15 protein-coding genes are annotated in these 15,334 nt (G+C 72.2%); 10 read left to right on the forward strand and 5 right to left on the reverse strand.

Translation table 11 applies throughout. The annotated features are described in order from the left end of the window. Nucleotides 1-60: 60 nt before the first annotated feature. A complete protein-coding gene (locus G9H71_RS05930) occupies nucleotides 61-942 on the reverse strand; it encodes an oxidoreductase (protein ID WP_166279549.1) in 882 nt (293 codons plus the stop codon). 135 nt (nucleotides 943-1,077) lie between these two features. On the opposite strand from G9H71_RS05930, the gene G9H71_RS05935 reads away from it, so the two are divergent. Next, entirely contained in the window at nucleotides 1,078-1,929 is an 852-nt protein-coding gene (locus G9H71_RS05935; RefSeq protein WP_166279552.1) for a helix-turn-helix domain-containing protein, read from the forward strand. 72 nt (nucleotides 1,930-2,001) lie between these two features. Here the strand turns inward: G9H71_RS05935 and G9H71_RS05940 are convergent, their stop codons facing one another. Both G9H71_RS05940 and pgm read right to left on the reverse strand, forming a co-directional pair. Next, nucleotides 2,002-3,303, reverse strand: coding sequence for an aspartate aminotransferase family protein (locus G9H71_RS05940; RefSeq protein ID WP_166279555.1), 1,302 nt, complete (start codon nucleotides 3,301-3,303; stop codon nucleotides 2,002-2,004). A gap of 14 nt (nucleotides 3,304-3,317) precedes the next feature. Then, entirely contained in the window at nucleotides 3,318-4,958 is a 1,641-nt protein-coding gene (gene pgm, locus G9H71_RS05945) for a phosphoglucomutase (alpha-D-glucose-1,6-bisphosphate-dependent) (protein ID WP_166279558.1), read from the reverse strand. A gap of 208 nt (nucleotides 4,959-5,166) precedes the next feature. Between pgm and G9H71_RS05950 the strand changes: the two genes are divergently transcribed. After that, the gene (locus G9H71_RS05950) at nucleotides 5,167-5,556 is read left to right on the forward strand and encodes a hypothetical protein (RefSeq protein WP_166279561.1); all 390 of its coding nucleotides are present in this window, start codon (nucleotides 5,167-5,169) and stop codon (nucleotides 5,554-5,556) included. On the opposite strand, the gene G9H71_RS05955 is transcribed toward G9H71_RS05950, so the two are convergent. Then, on the reverse strand, nucleotides 5,553-6,278 hold the full coding sequence (locus tag G9H71_RS05955) for an acVLRF1 family peptidyl-tRNA hydrolase (RefSeq protein ID WP_166279564.1): 726 nt from the start codon (nucleotides 6,276-6,278) through the stop codon (nucleotides 5,553-5,555). The two genes, G9H71_RS05950 and G9H71_RS05955, sit on opposite strands and share 4 nt — an antisense overlap. 59 nt (nucleotides 6,279-6,337) lie before the next feature. Continuing rightward, nucleotides 6,338-7,579, reverse strand: a complete 1,242-nt coding sequence (locus G9H71_RS05960; protein ID WP_166279567.1) for an AGE family epimerase/isomerase — start codon at nucleotides 7,577-7,579, stop codon at nucleotides 6,338-6,340. A 321-nt stretch (nucleotides 7,580-7,900) separates the two neighbouring features. Between G9H71_RS05960 and G9H71_RS05965 the strand changes: the two genes are divergently transcribed. From G9H71_RS05965 to G9H71_RS06000, 8 genes are all read left to right on the forward strand, one after another. After that, entirely contained in the window at nucleotides 7,901-9,094 is a 1,194-nt protein-coding gene (locus tag G9H71_RS05965; protein WP_166279570.1) for a zinc-dependent alcohol dehydrogenase, read from the forward strand. Nucleotides 9,095-9,318: 224 nt separating this feature from the next. Further along, nucleotides 9,319-9,705 carry a hypothetical protein gene (locus G9H71_RS05970; protein ID WP_166279573.1) on the forward strand — a complete coding sequence of 129 codons (387 nt, stop codon included), beginning with the start codon at nucleotides 9,319-9,321 and terminating at the stop codon, nucleotides 9,703-9,705. Further along, complete coding sequence (locus G9H71_RS05975) at nucleotides 9,702-10,046, forward strand: hypothetical protein (RefSeq protein ID WP_166279576.1); 345 nt, start codon at nucleotides 9,702-9,704, stop codon at nucleotides 10,044-10,046. Before G9H71_RS05970 ends, G9H71_RS05975 begins: the two co-directional genes overlap by 4 nt. Then, the gene (locus G9H71_RS05980) at nucleotides 10,043-11,341 is read left to right on the forward strand and encodes an ANTAR domain-containing protein (RefSeq protein WP_166279579.1); all 1,299 of its coding nucleotides are present in this window, start codon (nucleotides 10,043-10,045) and stop codon (nucleotides 11,339-11,341) included. Before G9H71_RS05975 ends, G9H71_RS05980 begins: the two co-directional genes overlap by 4 nt. Nucleotides 11,342-11,712: 371 nt before the next feature. Beyond that, nucleotides 11,713-12,033 carry a hypothetical protein gene (locus tag G9H71_RS05985; protein ID WP_166279582.1) on the forward strand — a complete coding sequence of 107 codons (321 nt, stop codon included), beginning with the start codon at nucleotides 11,713-11,715 and terminating at the stop codon, nucleotides 12,031-12,033. Nucleotides 12,034-12,163: 130 nt separating this feature from the next. After that, nucleotides 12,164-13,507 (forward strand): extracellular solute-binding protein, encoded by a 1,344-nt coding sequence (locus G9H71_RS05990; protein ID WP_166279585.1) that lies wholly within the window; start codon nucleotides 12,164-12,166, stop codon nucleotides 13,505-13,507. Further along, complete coding sequence (locus tag G9H71_RS05995) at nucleotides 13,504-14,457, forward strand: carbohydrate ABC transporter permease (RefSeq protein WP_166279588.1); 954 nt, start codon at nucleotides 13,504-13,506, stop codon at nucleotides 14,455-14,457. The genes G9H71_RS05990 and G9H71_RS05995 overlap by 4 nt, the downstream gene beginning before the upstream one ends. Before the next feature lie 8 nt (nucleotides 14,458-14,465). Then, nucleotides 14,466-15,299: a carbohydrate ABC transporter permease gene (locus G9H71_RS06000; protein ID WP_166279591.1), complete on the forward strand. Its 834-nt coding sequence runs from the start codon at nucleotides 14,466-14,468 to the stop codon at nucleotides 15,297-15,299. Nucleotides 15,300-15,334 lie beyond the last annotated feature (35 nt).

Genomic DNA, 15,334 nt, shown 5'->3' on the forward strand with positions numbered 1-15,334 from the left:
CCCATGGCCTCCGGGCCATGGGCAGCTCGCGTGCCGGGCAGCGCCTGCCTCACCGGGCCCTCAGCGCGAGGGGCCGCCGGCGCCGATGGCGTCGAGGTCGGCCACGGCCTCGGCGGGCAGCCGGAGCCCGGCGCCGGCGACGTTCTCCCGCAGGTGCGCGACGGAGGAGGTCCCCGGGATCAGCAGCATGTTGGGGGAGCGCTGCAGCAGCCAGGCGAGCGCGACGGCGATCGGAGTCGTCTCCAGGCGGGTGGCCACCGCCCGCAGCGCGTCCGACTGGAGGGGGGAGAAGCCTCCGAGCGGGAAGTACGGCACGTACGCGATGCCCTGCTCGGCCGTGAGGCCGACCAGCGCGTCGTCCTCGCGCCGGGCGATGTTGTAGAGGTTTTGCACGCAGACGACGGGCGCGATGGTCTGCGCCTCGGCCAGCTGCTCGGCGCTCACCGTGCTGAGACCCAGATGGCGGATCAGGCCCTGCTGCTGCAGCTCGGCCAACGCCTCGAACTGCTCGGCGATCGAGCCCGGCTCCGGGGTCTCGAGCCCGCCCACGCGCAGGTTGACGACATCGAGCGCCTCCAGCCCGAGGTGGTCCAGGTTCTCGTGTACCTGCCGGCGCAGCTCCTTCGGCGTGCGCGCGTGCGGCCAGCCGCCGGCCTCGTCCCGGCGCGCGCCGACCTTCGTGACGACACGCAGGTTGTCGGGGTACGGCCAGAGCGCCTCGCGGATGAGCTCGTTGGTGACGTAGGGGCCGTAGAAGTCCGCGGTGTCGATGTGCGTGATGCCGAGTTCGACGGCTGTGCGGAGCACGGCTGTCGCCTCGTCCCGGTCCTTCGGGGGGCCGAAGACGCCGGGCCCGGCGAGCTGCATCGCGCCGTAGCCGACGCGGGTGAGGTCGAGGTCGCCGACGCGGTAGGTGCCGCCGGGGAGGTCGTTCGTGGCCATGGTGCCCTTCCTGCCGCGGCCGGACGCCTGCGGCAGGCCCAGGCTGCGACGTCGGTGCGGGCGCAGGCAGAGCCCCGGTCTTCCTGGGAGTGGCAGGGCCAGGCTGTCGCGGCGCGACGTCCCTACAGTGGCCGCATGGCCGGCACCAACGCGCTGGGGGAGTATCTCCGGGCTCGACGCGAGCTCGTGGACCCGGCTGACGTCGGCCTCCGGGTGATGGGCGTACGGCGGACGCCCGGGCTGCGCCGCGAGGAGGTCGCGACGCTCGCCGGCATCAGCGCGGACTACTACCTCCGGCTCGAGCAGGGGCGCGACCGCAACCCCTCGCCGCAGGTGCTCGACGCGCTGGCCCGGGTGTTCGGCCTCGACGCCACCGCCACGGCGTACCTGCTGGGGTTGGCGGGCACCGTCCGCACCCCGCGCGCGCCGCGGCGGGAGGTCGTCCCCGCGGGGATCCGACAGCTCGTGGCCGCTCTCGACCTGCCCGCCTTCGTCGAGAGCCGCCGCTTCGACGTCCTCGCCGTCAACCCGCTCGCGACCGCGCTCGCGCCGAGCATCCGTCCGGGGGAGAACCGCCTGCGGTCGGTCTTCCTCGACCCGGCCGAGCGCGCGCTCTATCCCGATTGGGAGAAGGCGACTGCAGGCATGGTCGCGTCCTTCCGCGCCTCCATCGGGACCGACACCGATGACCCGCGCACCGCTCAGCTGGTCGGTGAGCTCTCGCTCGGCAGCGAGCACTTCGGCCGGCTATGGGCACGGCACGACGTCGGGCCGCTCGCCGGTGGCACGGCCCGCATGCGTCACCCGCTGGTGGGCCACCTCGAGCTGCGGCGGGAGAAGCTGCCGATCGGTGATTCGGGCGGGCAGCTGCTGGTGATCTACCACCCGGAGCCGGGCTCGGAGTCGGCGACGGCGCTCGGGCGGCTGCGCTCGCTGGCCGGTGGCGAGCCGGTCGCGGGTGAGGGGTCGGGCCGCTCGGCGCGGTGACTGGAGCTGCCGGAGGAGCAGTGAGGGCCGGCCACGCGAGCGCCCGGCCCTCATGGGAGCAGCGACTGCCGCTCAGCCCCGCGCCTCCCGGTCCACCCGCTCCAGCACGTCGGTGAGGATCCCGAGCCCCTCCTCGGCCTCGGCCTCGGTGAGGATCAGCGGCGGCGCGATGCGCAGCACGTTGCCGTAGAGCCCGCCCTTGCCGATCAGCAGGCCGGCCTTCCGCGTCTCCTCCATCACCCGGGCCGCCGCCTCGGTGTCAGGAGTGCGGCCGTCCGGCCGGACGAGCTCGACCCCGACCATCAGGCCGCGGCCGCGTACCTCCGCGATGCTCGGGCAGCGCGCCGCGACGTCCCGCAGCCCCTCGTGCAGCCGGGTGCCGACCTTCGCGGCGTTGGCCTGCAGGTCGCGGGACAGGATGTAGTCGAGGACGGCGTTGGCCGCCGTCGTCGCCACAGGGTTGCCGCCGAACGTCGAGATCGAGTTGGCGCCGATGCAGTCCATCAGGTCGCCGCGCGCCACGACGCCGCCGATGGCCCAGCCGCCCGCCAGCCCCTTGGCGAACGTCATCGCGTCGGGGACGACACCGGAGGCGTTGATCCCCCAGAAGTGCTCGCCCGTGCGGCCCCACGCGGTCTGCACCTCGTCCGAGACGAAGAGCGTGCCCGTCTCGTCGAGGACCTCCTTGTAGGCCGCCAGCAGGCGGTCCGGCGGCACGGCGAAGCCGCCGACGCCCTGGATCGGCTCCGCGATCATGCAGGCGACCTCGCCCGCGGTCGCCACCGCGAGCAGCTCGCGCAGGTCGTCCACGCACGCCGCGACGTACGCCTCGTCGTCGAGGTCGCGGAACGGGCTGCGGAAGCGGTAGCCGCCGTGGACGTACGTCACCTGGAACGGGGAGAAGCTGGTGGCCGACCAGGACCGGTTGCCCGTCACGCCGGTCGTCGCGAACGCGCGGCCGTGGTAGCCGCTGCGCAGCGCCAGGATCTGGTTGCTGCGCCGGTACGTCGTGGCGAGCAGCAGCGCCGCCTCGTTGGCCTCGGTGCCGGAGTTGGTGAAGAACACCTTCGCGTCCGGGATGCCCGACAGCTTCGCGATCTTCTCCGCGAGCTCGACCTGCGAGCGCAGCAGGTAGAGCGTCGAGGTGTGCACGACGCCGCGCCCGAGCTGCTCCTGCACCGCCTCGCGCAGCTCCGGCAGCCCGTAGCCGACGGAGTTGGTGAGGATGCCCGCGAAGAAGTCGAGGTACGTCCGCCCGGTCGCGTCCGTGACGCGGCTGCCCGAGCCCGAGACGATCTCGAGCGGCTCGTCGTAGTAGAGCGAGAGCCACGCCGGGAGGACGGCCCGGTGGCGGGCGAGCAGGTCGTCGGTCATGCCGCCAGTCTCCGTCACCCGGCCAGAGCGGCGGAGACGACCTCGCGGGCCTCCTCCTGGATGCGGGCGAGGTGCTCCTTGCCCTGGAAGCTCTCCGCGTAGATCTTGTAGACGTCCTCGGTCCCGGACGGCCGCGCGGCGAACCAGCCGGACTCCGTCGTGACCTTGAGCCCGCCGATCGCGGCGCCGTTGCCCGGTGCCGACGTCAGCTTCGCCACGATGGGCTCGCCGGCGAGCTCGGTCGCCGTCACCTGCTCCGGTGCGAGCTTCGCCAGCACGGCCTTCTCCTCGCGCGTGGCCGCCGCGTCGATCCGGGCGTACGCCGGCTGGCCGAAGCGCTCGACGAGACGGGCGTAGTGCTCGCTCGGGGACGACCCGGTGACGGCCTGGATCTCCGAGGCGAGCAGGCAGAGCAGGATGCCGTCCTTGTCCGTGCTCCACGGGCTGCCGTCGAGCCGCAGGAAGGAGCCGCCGGCGCTCTCCTCCCCGCCGAACGCCACCGAGCCGTCGAGCAGGCCGGGGACGAACCACTTGAAGCCCACGGGCACCTCGACGAGCCGGCGGCCGAGGCTCTGCGCGACGTGGTCGATCATGCTGGAGCTGACGAGGGTCTTGCCGATGGCCGCGTCGGAGCCCCACGACTCGCGATGCCCGAAGAGGTATTCGATGGCCACGGCGAGATATGCATTCGGATTCATCAATCCGGCGTCAGGAGTGACGATGCCGTGCCGATCGGCGTCGGCGTCGTTGCCCGTCGCGATCCCGAACTCGGAGCGCCGGTCGATGAGCGAGGCCATGGCGTACGGCGACGAGCAGTCCATACGGATCTTGCCGTCCCAGTCGAGCGTCATGAAGCGCCAGGTCGGGTCGACGAGCGGGTTCACGACGGTCAGGTCGATGCCGTGCCGCTCGGCGATCGCGCCCCAGTAGTCGACGCTCGCACCACCGAGCGGGTCGGCGCCGATGCGTACGCCGGCGGACCGGATGGCGGCGATGTCCAGCACCGAGGGCAGGTCGTCGACGTACGCGCTCATGAAGTCGTAGCGGCTCGTCGTCTCCGCCGCACGCGCCTTGTGCAGCGGGATGCGGCGCACGTCGGACAGCCCGCCCGCCAGGTGGGCGTTCGCCCGGTCCTGGATCCATCCCGTCACGTCGCTGCCGGCGGGCCCGCCGTCCGGGGGGTTGTACTTGAAGCCGCCGTCACGGGGCGGGTTGTGCGACGGGGTGACGACGACGCCGTCAGCGCGGTGCGCCGGCCCGGAGGAGTTGTGCCGGAGGATCGCGTGCGACACCGCGGGCGTGGGTGTGTAGCGGTCGGCGCTGTCCACCAGCACCGTGACGTCGTTGGCGGCGAACACCTCGAGCGCCGTCGCCCAGGCCGGCTCCGACAGCGCGTGCGTGTCCTTGCCGAGGAACAGCGGCCCGTCGATGCCCTGGCTCGCCCGGTATTCACAGATCGCCTGGCTGGTCGCGGCGATGTGCGCGTCGTTGAAGGCGGTGCTGAGGGACGACCCGCGGTGGCCCGAGGTGCCGAAGGACACCCGCTGCTCGGCGACCGACGGGTCCGGGGCCTCGGTGTAGTACGCGGTCACCAGCCTCGCCACGTCGACGAGGTCGGATGGCTGGGCGGGCTTGCCGGCGCGCTCGTGGACCATCGGAAATGCCTCCTTGCTAGGGCCTGCTGCTGGCCGAATTCTGCTGCCCTGTAGTTGGCCTGCCAACTCCAGGGGTTGGGAATCGGGCGAGCGGGGAACTCCCCACGCGTCCGGGTGCCACAGGCCCCGCCGTCCGGGACGCCGGATCGGCCGGGAGGGGGTGGCCCTTCGCATTCGTGCACTATTTTCAGCACCCTGGGGGTTTTCGATGTCGTCTGCCCTGCGCCGCTCGAGCGCCGTCGCGCTCGCCACAGGTGGTCTGCTGCTCTCCCCGTTGACCGGCTCGTCGGCGCTCGCCGACCCCGACTACGGCGTCGCTCCCAGTGCTCCCTACGCCTACGACCAGGTCGTCTCGTCGGCCGGGTTCACGGTTCAGTTCACCGATAACTCGGACAATGAGTATGTTTTCTACCTCGAGCTGAGCAACAACAACGGCGGCACCTGGACCCGCGTGGACGGGGCCTGGCGCTCCGCGGTCGAGGGGACCGGCGGGCAGTCCGCGCTCAGCGCGAGCACGGGCAAGCTCGGCACGCTCTTCCGCGTCGTGGCCTACAACGGGGCAGGCGCGTCCGCGAGCAACATCCGCATGTGCTGCTAATCCGCTGCTGAGCCACCGCTGGTCGGGGCGTCCGGCGGGTCCTGCACGCGCACCCGCACCGACCTGACGGCGGCGACGCTCTCCTCGAGCACCTTGCGCCGGGGGTCGGGGACGTCGAGGAACGGGCCGGTGACAAGGGGGCGCAGGGGGGCCAGCCGTGCGTCGGCCAGCACGGCGTCGACCGCGCGGCGGTCCCCGCCCGTGACGAGGCCGGCCAGGCGGGGCGCTTCGGGCAGCAGCACGAGGGCAGCGGCGTCCGCGGTGGCTTCGAACGCTACTCGTGCCTGGCCCTCGCGGCGGCGCGCGAACCGCTGCTGCGACCACCCACCGGCGGCTGTCCGGCCCTGCACGTGGCGCTGCCCTGCCTTGGCCGACACGATGTCGGACCCCTCGACGACGCCGACGGCGTAGCCACCCAGCCGGGCCAGCAGCAGGCCGACCCGGCGCGGGCGGAGCGCGTGCGCGACGAGCGCGGCGCGACCGTCGACATCGGGACCGCCCCCGGAGTCAGGAGGCCCGTCCGGCTCGACGAGCAGTGGGGGGAACGGGACTTCGCACGTCGCGATCGCGCCGTCAGCGGCGACGAACCGCACCTCGTCCGCCGCGACAGCGCACGAAGCCGGCCCGTGGCGTTCCTCGAACCCCGCGAGCCACCGCTCGAGCCGGTCCGCCCCGACGGTGACCCAGCGGCCACCGCCGGCGGCGGGACGCGAACGCGACATGCTGTCAGCCTCGCGCGTCCGGCCGGCCCTGCGCGTGAACCAGCCCGGTGCGCCGCCCGTCAGCCCTGCGCATCCGCCTGCAGCCGCAGCGCCGTCGCCAGCGTCGGCGCGGCCGGCAGCTGGGGGAGCAGGGTCGCCTGGTAGGCGTGGTAGACGTCGGGCTTGCCGGCCCAGACCGACGCGGCGGGCAGGTTGTGCTCGTCGAGCTCGTGGTGCCAGCTGCCGTGCTCGCGGTCGAGGAAGGCGTCCTCGGCGGTGTCCCACCACGTGCGGTACCACTGCTCGTAGCGCTGCTCGCCGGTCCGGCGCTGGAGTGCGGCCGCGGTCCCGATGGCCTCGGCGAGCACCCAGTGCATCCGGGCCGAGACGACGGGCCGGTCCTCCCAGTCCAGCGTGTAGACGAAGCCCGGCGTCCGCCCCGCCTGCCAGCCGACGTCGACCGACGCGTCGAACAGCGCGATCGCGTCCTCCAGCAGCCAGGCCGGGGCAGGCTCGCCGGCCGCCTCCATTGCCGCCTCGAGACCCAGCAGCAGCCGGGACCACTCCAGCCAGTGGCCGACCGTCGAGCCGTACGGCCGGAACTGGTCGGCGGGGGAGTCGACGTTGTAGTCCAGCTGCGGGTGCCACTCCGCGTCGAAGTGCTCTGGCAGCCGCCAGTGCTGGGCGCGGGCGGCGCCGTGGACGAGGTGCTCGGCGATGCGCAGCGCGCGCTGCCGCCACACGCCGTCCCCGGTGACGTCGGCGGCGGCGAGGAAGCACTCGACGGCGTGCATGTTGCTGTTGGCGCCGCGATAGGGGTCGAGCTCGGTCCAGGCCCGGTCCCATGCCTCGACGCAGCGCCCGGCCTGCTCGTCCCAGAACCGCTCCGACATCACGTCGAGCGCCTCGGCCAGCAGGCTGTCGGCCCCCCGCCGCCCCGCCGCCGCCGCGCTGCTCGCCGCGAGCACGACGAAGGCATGGACGTACGCCTCCTTGCCCGTCCCGACCGGCTGGCCGTCCGGCGAGACGGCCGAGAACCAGCCTCCGTGCTCGCCGTCGCGCAGCAGGCCGGCGAGCGCGGCGACCCCGGCGTCGGCGTGGCCGCCCGCGCCCGGGGCCCCGCGCAGGTGGGCGAGGGCGAACACGTGCGTCATCCGCGCGGTGATCCAGGTCTCGATCGGCCGGTGGAGCTCCGGCTTGCCGGCGCCGTCGAGCCAGGCGAACCCGCCCGAGGGGTGGCGGGACGCCTCGGCGAAGGACAGCAGGCGCCGCCCCTCCTCGTCGAGCCAGGCGAGGTGGGAGGGCAGGGCGGTCCAGGTCATCGCGGTTCCTCTCTCCAGCCGACGGCCCACTCTGTCAGCCGCTGCAGGGTGCGGTCGGCGGCGCGGCGGAGCCCGCCGCGCCCTGACAACGGTGTCAGCGCAGGGGGAGCGTAGGGGAGGCGCCGCGATGGGGCAACGACCGTGCGGGTGTGCCCGTGCCCTCGCTCGTGGCAGCCGGCAACGAGCGGGCGATCAAGGCCTGCTCCGGGCGGGTGACGGCGTGGGCGCGGGACGGCGCGGGTAGGGCCCACGCGCGGACGCGCCCGCAGACGGGCGCCGGCCGCCCCCGGCAGGGGCCGCACCGACTGGAGGAGACGACACATGAAGGCGCTCGTATGGCACGGCAAGCGTGACGTGCGGGTCGACGAGGTCCCGGACCCGACGATCCAGGAGCCGACCGACGCCATCGTCCGGATCACGTCGACCGCGATCTGCGGGTCGGACCTGCACCTCTACGAGGTGCTCGGGCCGTACATGCACGAGGGCGACATCCTCGGCCACGAGCCGATGGGCATCGTGGAGGAGGTCGGCCCGGAGGTCTCCCACATCAAGCCGGGCGACCGGGTCGTCGTGCCGTTCAACATCTCCTGCGGCCACTGCTGGATGTGCGAGCGCGGCCTGTTCGCGCAGTGCGAGACGACCCAGGTCCGCAAGTTCGGCAAGGGCGCGTCCCTGCTCGGCTACACCGAGCTGTACGGCCAGGTCCCCGGCGGGCAGGCGGAGTACCTTCGCGTCCCGCAGGCGCACTTCGGCCCGGTGAAGGTGCCCGAGGGCCCGACGGACCAGCGCTTTCTCTATCTCTCGGACGTGCTGCCGACCGCATGGCAGGCGGTGCAGTACGCCGACGTCCCGCGCGGCGGCACCCTCGCGGTCCTCGGGCTCGGCCCCATCGGCCAGATGTCGGTGCGCATCGCCAAGCACCTCGGGGTCGAGCGGGTGATCGGCGTCGACCTCGTGCCCGAGCGGCTCGCGATGGCGGCGAAGTACGGCGCCGAGCCGCTCGACATCTCCGATGTCGACGACGTGGCCTCCCGGCTCATCGACCTCACGCAGGGGCGCGGCCCCGACTCGGTCATCGAGGCGGTGGGCATGGAGGCGCACGGCGGTCCCGGGTCGAAGGCGGCCAAGGCTGCGCAGACGGCGGCCGGGCTGCTGCCGGACGCGATCGCCAAGCCCTTCATCGACAAGGCGGCCGTCGACCGCGTCGACGCGCTGCTCGCGGCCCTCAAGGGCGTGCGCCGGGGCGGGACGGTCTCGGTCTCCGGCGTCTACGGCGGAGAGCTGGAGCCGCTGCCGATGATGGAGATGTTCGACCGCGGGATCCAGCTGCGGATGGGCCAGGCGCACGTCAAGCGCTGGGTGCCGGAGATCCTCCCGCTCGTCGTCGACGACGCCGACCCGCTGGGGACGGAGGACTTCGCCACCCACCTGCTGCCATTGGCGGAGGCGCCCCGCGGTTATGAGATGTTCCAGAAGAAGGAGGACAACTGCGTGAAGGTCGTCCTGCAGCCCTGACGCCGTCCGGCCGGTGCTCGCGGACCGGCTGAGAACGGCCTCTCGTGGTGCGGCCACACCCCTGGTGCGCCTTTCGGGCGACGGGTAGTGTGGCCGCACCTGTCCGTTCAGGAACGTGCGGACAGGGGGTCGAAGGGCTCCAGACCAGGGGTTCTGCGGCGCTTATCGGTGAGCTGCGCTGGGGATGCGCGCTCGCCCGTAGCCGTAGATTTCAGGAGCCGCGGATGCTCGCAAACTCCAACATCCCGTTCCCCAGTGTCCTGCCGGGACTCGCTAGCGCTCCTGTCCTCGAGGACGCGGGCCGGGGTCCCTCCGCGCGCGACACCGATGGCGGCGGCGCGTCCGGGCACAATGTCGCTGACGTGCTCGCTCTCGCGGCCCTCCGTCTCGAGCGGGCGCAGGCAGCTCTGGCGTGGGCCGAAGAGGCGTTCCGGCTCTCGCGCGGCCTGTTCCGCGACAGCGAAGTGCTGTGCGCGTGCGACGAGGTCCTCCGGGCCCGTGCAGAGTTCCTCGGGCTGATGTCCGGCCGCGGGCTGCCCTGCCCCGCCAGCGACGCCCGCCTCGCCGCCGACGTCGTCATCGCCGACCTGCGGACGGGGGCGATGGCGTGAGCTTCGCGCTGCGCTCCCGGCCCACGCCGGAGCCCGTCGGCCGCTACGTCTGGGGCGAGCTGCCCGACGGCAAGGCCGTCACTGCCGTGGAGCACGTCGTCCTCGCCGGCAACACCTGGGAGGAGCGGCACGCCGCGGTCACCGGGTTCCTGGCCCGGCAGGACCTCGCGGGCCACCGGTGCGTACGCCTCGTCGTGCAGGAGGAGCCGCCCGCCGGAACCGCGCCGGACGGGCCGGCCGGGGCGGCCGGGGCGGCGGAGGCGGCCGTGGCTCCGCAGCGCAAGGCCGCCCGAAAAGGCGCGGCGAGCCAGACGAGCAGGCCTTCCAGGCGGCGCACTTGACCGAGGCTCCGCACCTGCAGCACGACCTCGCCGAGTTCGAGCGGCGGCTCGGCCGGCTGCGGCAGGCCGCGCTCGGTCCGGACGGCGCGCCGTCCGCCGCGCGTGCGGCGCTGGAGACCGACGAGGAGGAGCTGCGCGGCCTCGTCGAGCAGTCGCGCTGGTGGCCCGCGCGCAGCCCCGGTGGCCCTGAGCAAGGCCACGAGGCGCTCCCCGTCGCGGTGGTCGTCACTGACGGCGAGGGGATGATCACGTCCGCCAACGGCCACGCCCTCGACCTGCTCGGGCTGCGGGCCGGAATCGCCGTCGGCAAGCCGCTCCCGGACTGCGTCGCACTGCACAGCCGCCCCCTGATGCGGACGGTGTTGCGCGCACTCGGCGCGGACGGCTCCCACCAGGTCGTGCGCCTGCAGCTGACCCCGCGCGACGGCGAGCCCAGGGAGGCGACCGTCGCCGTCAGCGCCGCCGACTCCTCCTCGGGCACGATCTTGCGCTGGGTGCTGGTGCCCGACGCCGGGCAGCCCGGCCGCGAAGGCGTCGCCGGCGACAGGGTCGTCGTCCGTCCGGACGACCTCGACGTCCTGGCCGTCGGGGCCGCGTTCGCCGAGTTGGCGAGAGTTCCCGAAGACGGGCAGGAGCCCGGGCGGACGCCCTACGAGCGCATCGCCGACCTCGCCTCGGCAGCGGTCCCCGGCGCGGCACATGTGAGCGTCGCCGGATGGAACGACAGGGGCGAGCCGGCCGCGCTGTCCGCCACTTCCGCCTGGAGCGTCGAGCTCAACGCCGCTCAGGCGCGCCTCGACGAGGGTCCGGCCGTCGACGCGCTCCGGCTCGGGGCCGCTCTCTCAGCGGTCGAGGCCGACGCCGCGCGGCTCTGGCCGCGGTGGGTGACGGCGGTGGACCCCTGTCCCCGGGCCGTCCTGGCGCTGCCGCTGACCGACGGCAAGGAGGTCGTCGGCACGATCGCGGTCTACTCCCACCCGGACGAGGCCGCCGACCCCGCTGCCCACCTCACTGCACTGGCCCCGAAGCTCGGGACGTACGCGGCGGCCGCGGGTGCCGCGGTGGGCGTGGCCCGCCGCCTGCAGGAGTCCCGCCGCCACGTGCGGCAGTTGCGCGAGGCGCTGGAGAGCCGGCCCGTGATCGACCAGGCCAAGGGCATCATCATGGTGCAGCGAGGCTGCTCGGCCGATGAGGCCTTCGCCGCGCTCGTCGAGGTCAGCCAGCGGCGGAACGTCCGGGTGCGCCTGGTGGCCCAGCAGCTCGTCGACTCGGTGACGGCCCGCCGCCGGCACTGACCGCGGGCGCCGCGCACCACACTGCCTTGCCGGGCACCGCTCGGGGCTCAGCTCCAGCGGCCGGTGGGACAGCTCGGACAAAGGGCGGCCCTGGTCGCGCGCTCGCCCCGAACGACCCGTTGGCCCAATGGTGCTCAGCACCAGCCGGCCGCGCGGTTTCATCACGAGCTGGGCCGCTTGCTGGTCAGCCTGCAACGCGCCAGCGACCAGGAAGCCGCCACTGGGGTGAACTGACGAAGGATGTCGGGCGACGCGTGAGAGGCCGGGGAGCGGGGGGTAATAGGGAGGCGGGCTTAACACGTAGAGATATCGTTCAGTAACACAAGGTGAGCGAGTGGCTCATCACTGTCGATCCGGCGGAGGAGTTCGGCATGACGACCCCCAGGCGCAAGAGCACGGCCAAGGCGGCGCCCACGCCCGCGGTGCCCGCCCCTGACGTGCCGAAGGCCTGTCCCGACTGCCGGAGCCCCAAGGTCACGCACCTCGCGATGACCCTGACCGACGGCACGCCCGTCACCATGATCAGCTGCAGCAACTGCGACACGCGGTCCTGGTGGGAGGGCTCGGAGCGGCTGGCCCTGCAGAGGGTGGTCGACCTCGCGACCAAGCCAGGAGCCACCGGCCTCGATCTGCGCGACCGCAAGCGCACCGACCCCGTCCCCCCGCCGGGGGCGTCCCGCCGCACGAAGTAGGCGCGCTCGCCCCCGGGGCACGGGCCGATACCCCACGGTCGGTGTCGTGACACAACCTTGATCCCAGATCATGGTGTTGCGCGCCCGTCTCTAGGGGATTGACCTCCTGTTGCCGCAAGGAGGCGATCCGATGGGTCCTGGCGCAAGGACGAGCCGTGGGCACCGTGGGGCTGGAACAAGCCGGCCCCGCAGGCGAGCCCCGATCACATTTCTGGCAGTCGGAGCGATCAGCGCGGGGCTCCTGACTGCGTGCGGGGGGGAGAGCGGGCCTCCCACGCTCACCTGGTACACGAACCCCGACGACGGCGGCCAGGCCGAGCTGGCCAGGCGCTGCGCCGAGGACTCGGGGGGCCGCTACCGGATCGAGACCGCCGCGCTGCCGCGGGACGCGAGCTCCCAGCGCGAGCAACTGGTCCGCCGACTGGCGGCCAACGACTCCTCGATCGACCTCATCAGCCTCGACCCGCCCTTCATCCCCGAGTTCGCCGAGGCCGGGTTCCTGGCGGAGATCCCCGAGGACGTCGCCGCGAAGGTGACCGAGGGAGTCGTCGAGGGGGCAGTCGCGGGGGCGAGTTGGAACGGCGAGCTGGTCACCGTCCCGTTCTGGGCCAACACGCAGCTGCTCTGGTACAAGAAGTCCGTCGTCGAGCAAGCCGGGCTCGACATGAGCCGGCCTGTGACGTGGGACCAGATCATCCAGGTGGCCAAGCAGAACGGCTCCGCCCTCGGGGTGCAGGGCATCCGGGCCGAGGCGCTCACCGTGTGGGTCAATGCGATGGTGACGTCCGCGGGCGGGCAGATCCTGGAGAACCCCGAGGCTCCGCCGGAGGACGTCCGGCTCGGGCTCGAGACGCCAGCGGGGCAGGCGGCGGCGAAGGTCATCCAGGACATCGTCGACCAGGGTGTGGCCGGTGCCGGCCTGTCCAACCGCGACGAGGACGCATCGGCGACGCTCTTCGAGAACGGCGGCGCCGACTTCATGGTCAACTGGCCCTTCGTCTGGCCGCGTGCCAACGGCAAGGTCGAGGACGGGTCCATGGACCAGGCGACGCTCGACGACTACGGCTGGGCGCTCTACCCGTCCATGACCGAGGGCGAGCAGAGCCGGCCCCCGCTGGGTGGCATCAACCTCGGTGTCGGGGCCTTCAGCAAGCACAAGGACTTCGTGCTCGAGGCCGCGCAGTGCATCACGAGCACCGAGAACCAGGCCTATTACTTCCGCACCAACGGCAATCCGCCGTCCAAGGAAGCCGCCTTCGACGACCCCGAGGTCCGCGAGGCCTTCCCGCAGGCGCCGGTGATCCGCGAGTCGTTGCAGAATGCGGCCCCTCGCCCGCAGACGCCGTACTACAACGAGGTATCCGGCGGGCTCCAGCGCACCTGGTCCCCGCCGGAGTCGGTCGACCCCAACAGCACGCCTGAGAAGGCGACGTCGCTCATTCAGGGAGTCCTGCGCAAGGAGAAGCTGCTATGAGCACGACCACGATGCCTCCGACCAAGGCCCCGAAGACCGAGCCGAAGTCGGCCCCCAAGGGCGCGTTGAGCGACCGGGCGCGCAGCGAGCGCCGGCTCGGCTGGATGCTGGCCGGCCCGGCTTTCGCGATCATGCTGCTGGTCACGGCGTACCCGATCGTGCAGGCGTTCTACGAGTCGCTGTTCGACTACCGGCTCACCGACCCGGACAACCGCTCGTTCACCTGGTTCTCGAACTACGCGGTGATCCTCACCGACTCGATCTGGTGGCAGGCGCTGGGTGTCACGGTCGGGATCACTGTCGTCACCGTCGCGGTGGAGCTGGTGCTCGGCTTCGCGCTCGCCATGGTCATGCACAAGGCCATCACGAGCGTCCGGCCCGTCGTACGCACGGCCATCCTCATCCCGTACGCGATCATCACCGTCGTCTCGGCGTTCGCGTGGTGGTACGGCTTCAACCTCACGTCCGGCTTCGTGAACACCTGGCTGGGCCTGGGTGACTACGACTGGTTCGGCGACACGCTGCCGGCGCTCGCGATCATCTGCCTGTCCGAGATCTGGAAGACGACACCCTTCATCTCGCTGCTCCTGCTGGCCGGGCTCGCCCAGGTGCCGGAGGTGCTTCAGGAAGCGGCCAAGGTCGACGGCGCGACGTGGCTGCAGCGGCTGTGGAAGGTCACGATCCCGAACATGAAGGCGGCCATCATGGTGGCCCTGCTCTTTCGTGCGCTGGACGCGTTCCGGATCTTCGACAACATCTTCATCATGACGCGCGGCAACAACAACACCGAGTCGGTGTCGTTCCTCGCCTATCGGCAGACGATCAGCCGGCTCGAGATCGGGCTCGGCTCCGCGCTGTCGGTCCTGGTCTTCCTCTGCGTCGTCCTCATAGCCGTGGTCTTCATCAAGGGCTTCAAGGTCGATCTGGCATCGGCAAGGGGGGAGAAATGATGGGCGCCATGTCGACCCGCGAGCGGGTCCTGTGGTACCTCGGGGCGCTGGCCATCGTGCTGTACGCGCTGTTCCCGGTCGCGTGGATCATCTCGCTGTCGTTCAAGTCCCAGGGCGACCTCACCGACCGGAACTTCCTGCCGCGCAACCCCTCCTGGGGCAACTACGAGACGATCTTCTCGGGCAGCGCGCGGGACCTGTTCCTTCCGGCCCTGCGCAACTCGCTCGGCATCTGCCTCATCGCGACCTTCGTCTCCGTCGTGCTGGCGATGTTCGCCGCGTACGCGATCGCCCGGCTCGACTTCCCGGGCAAGCGGCTGATCCTGTCGACCGCGCTCGTGGTCGCGATCTTCCCGGCCATCTCGATCGTGACGCCGCTGTTCAACCTGTGGCGCGGGATCGGGCTCTACGACACCTGGCCGGGGCTGATCATCCCGTACCTCTCCCTGACGCTGCCCATCTCGATCTGGACGCTGGCCGCGTTCTTCCGGGAGATCCCCTGGGAGATGGAGCAGGCGGCCCAGGTCGACGGGGCCACCTCGTGGCAGGCCTTCCGCAAGGTGATCGTGCCGCTGGCGGCCCCCGGAGTCTTCACCACCGCCATCATCTCGTTCTTCATCGCGTGGAACGACTTCATCTACGGCATCTCGCTCACCTCGACGGAAGCGTCCCGCCCGGTTCCGGCCGCACTGGCGTTCTTCACCGGCGCGTCGCAGTTCGAGGAGCCGACCGGCGCCATCACCGCGGCCGCGGTCGTGGTGACCATTCCGGTCGTCGTGCTCGTCCTCCTCTTCCAGCGGCGCATCGTCGCCGGCCTCACCAACGGCGCCGTCAAGGGCTGACGCCCGCTGACCGGACCAGCCGAGCAGACTCAGGA

Origin of the sequence: Motilibacter deserti, from assembly GCF_011250635.1 — a bacterium.
Taxonomy (GTDB): Bacteria; Actinomycetota; Actinomycetes; order Motilibacterales; family Motilibacteraceae; genus Motilibacter_A; species Motilibacter_A deserti.

What these genes read in the sequence shown, in the direction of transcription:
- G9H71_RS05930 (WP_166279549.1), bottom strand. Translation starts at nt 942, where the DNA reads ATGGCCACGAACGACCTCCCCGGCGGCACCTACCGCGTCGGCGACCTC.
- G9H71_RS05935 (WP_166279552.1), top strand. Translation starts at nt 1,078, where the DNA reads ATGGCCGGCACCAACGCGCTGGGGGAGTATCTCCGGGCTCGACGCGAG.
- G9H71_RS05940 (WP_166279555.1), bottom strand. Translation starts at nt 3,303, where the DNA reads ATGACCGACGACCTGCTCGCCCGCCACCGGGCCGTCCTCCCGGCGTGG.
- pgm (WP_166279558.1), bottom strand. Translation starts at nt 4,958, where the DNA reads ATGGTCCACGAGCGCGCCGGCAAGCCCGCCCAGCCATCCGACCTCGTC.
- G9H71_RS05950 (WP_166279561.1), top strand. Translation starts at nt 5,167, where the DNA reads ATGTCGTCTGCCCTGCGCCGCTCGAGCGCCGTCGCGCTCGCCACAGGT.
- G9H71_RS05955 (WP_166279564.1), bottom strand. Translation starts at nt 6,278, where the DNA reads ATGTCGCGTTCGCGTCCCGCCGCCGGCGGTGGCCGCTGGGTCACCGTC.
- G9H71_RS05960 (WP_166279567.1), bottom strand. Translation starts at nt 7,579, where the DNA reads ATGACCTGGACCGCCCTGCCCTCCCACCTCGCCTGGCTCGACGAGGAG.
- G9H71_RS05965 (WP_166279570.1), top strand. Translation starts at nt 7,901, where the DNA reads ATGAAGGCGCTCGTATGGCACGGCAAGCGTGACGTGCGGGTCGACGAG.
- G9H71_RS05970 (WP_166279573.1), top strand. Translation starts at nt 9,319, where the DNA reads ATGCTCGCAAACTCCAACATCCCGTTCCCCAGTGTCCTGCCGGGACTC.
- G9H71_RS05985 (WP_166279582.1), top strand. Translation starts at nt 11,713, where the DNA reads ATGACGACCCCCAGGCGCAAGAGCACGGCCAAGGCGGCGCCCACGCCC.
- G9H71_RS05990 (WP_166279585.1), top strand. Translation starts at nt 12,164, where the DNA reads ATGGGTCCTGGCGCAAGGACGAGCCGTGGGCACCGTGGGGCTGGAACA.
- G9H71_RS05995 (WP_166279588.1), top strand. Translation starts at nt 13,504, where the DNA reads ATGAGCACGACCACGATGCCTCCGACCAAGGCCCCGAAGACCGAGCCG.
- G9H71_RS06000 (WP_166279591.1), top strand. Translation starts at nt 14,466, where the DNA reads ATGTCGACCCGCGAGCGGGTCCTGTGGTACCTCGGGGCGCTGGCCATC.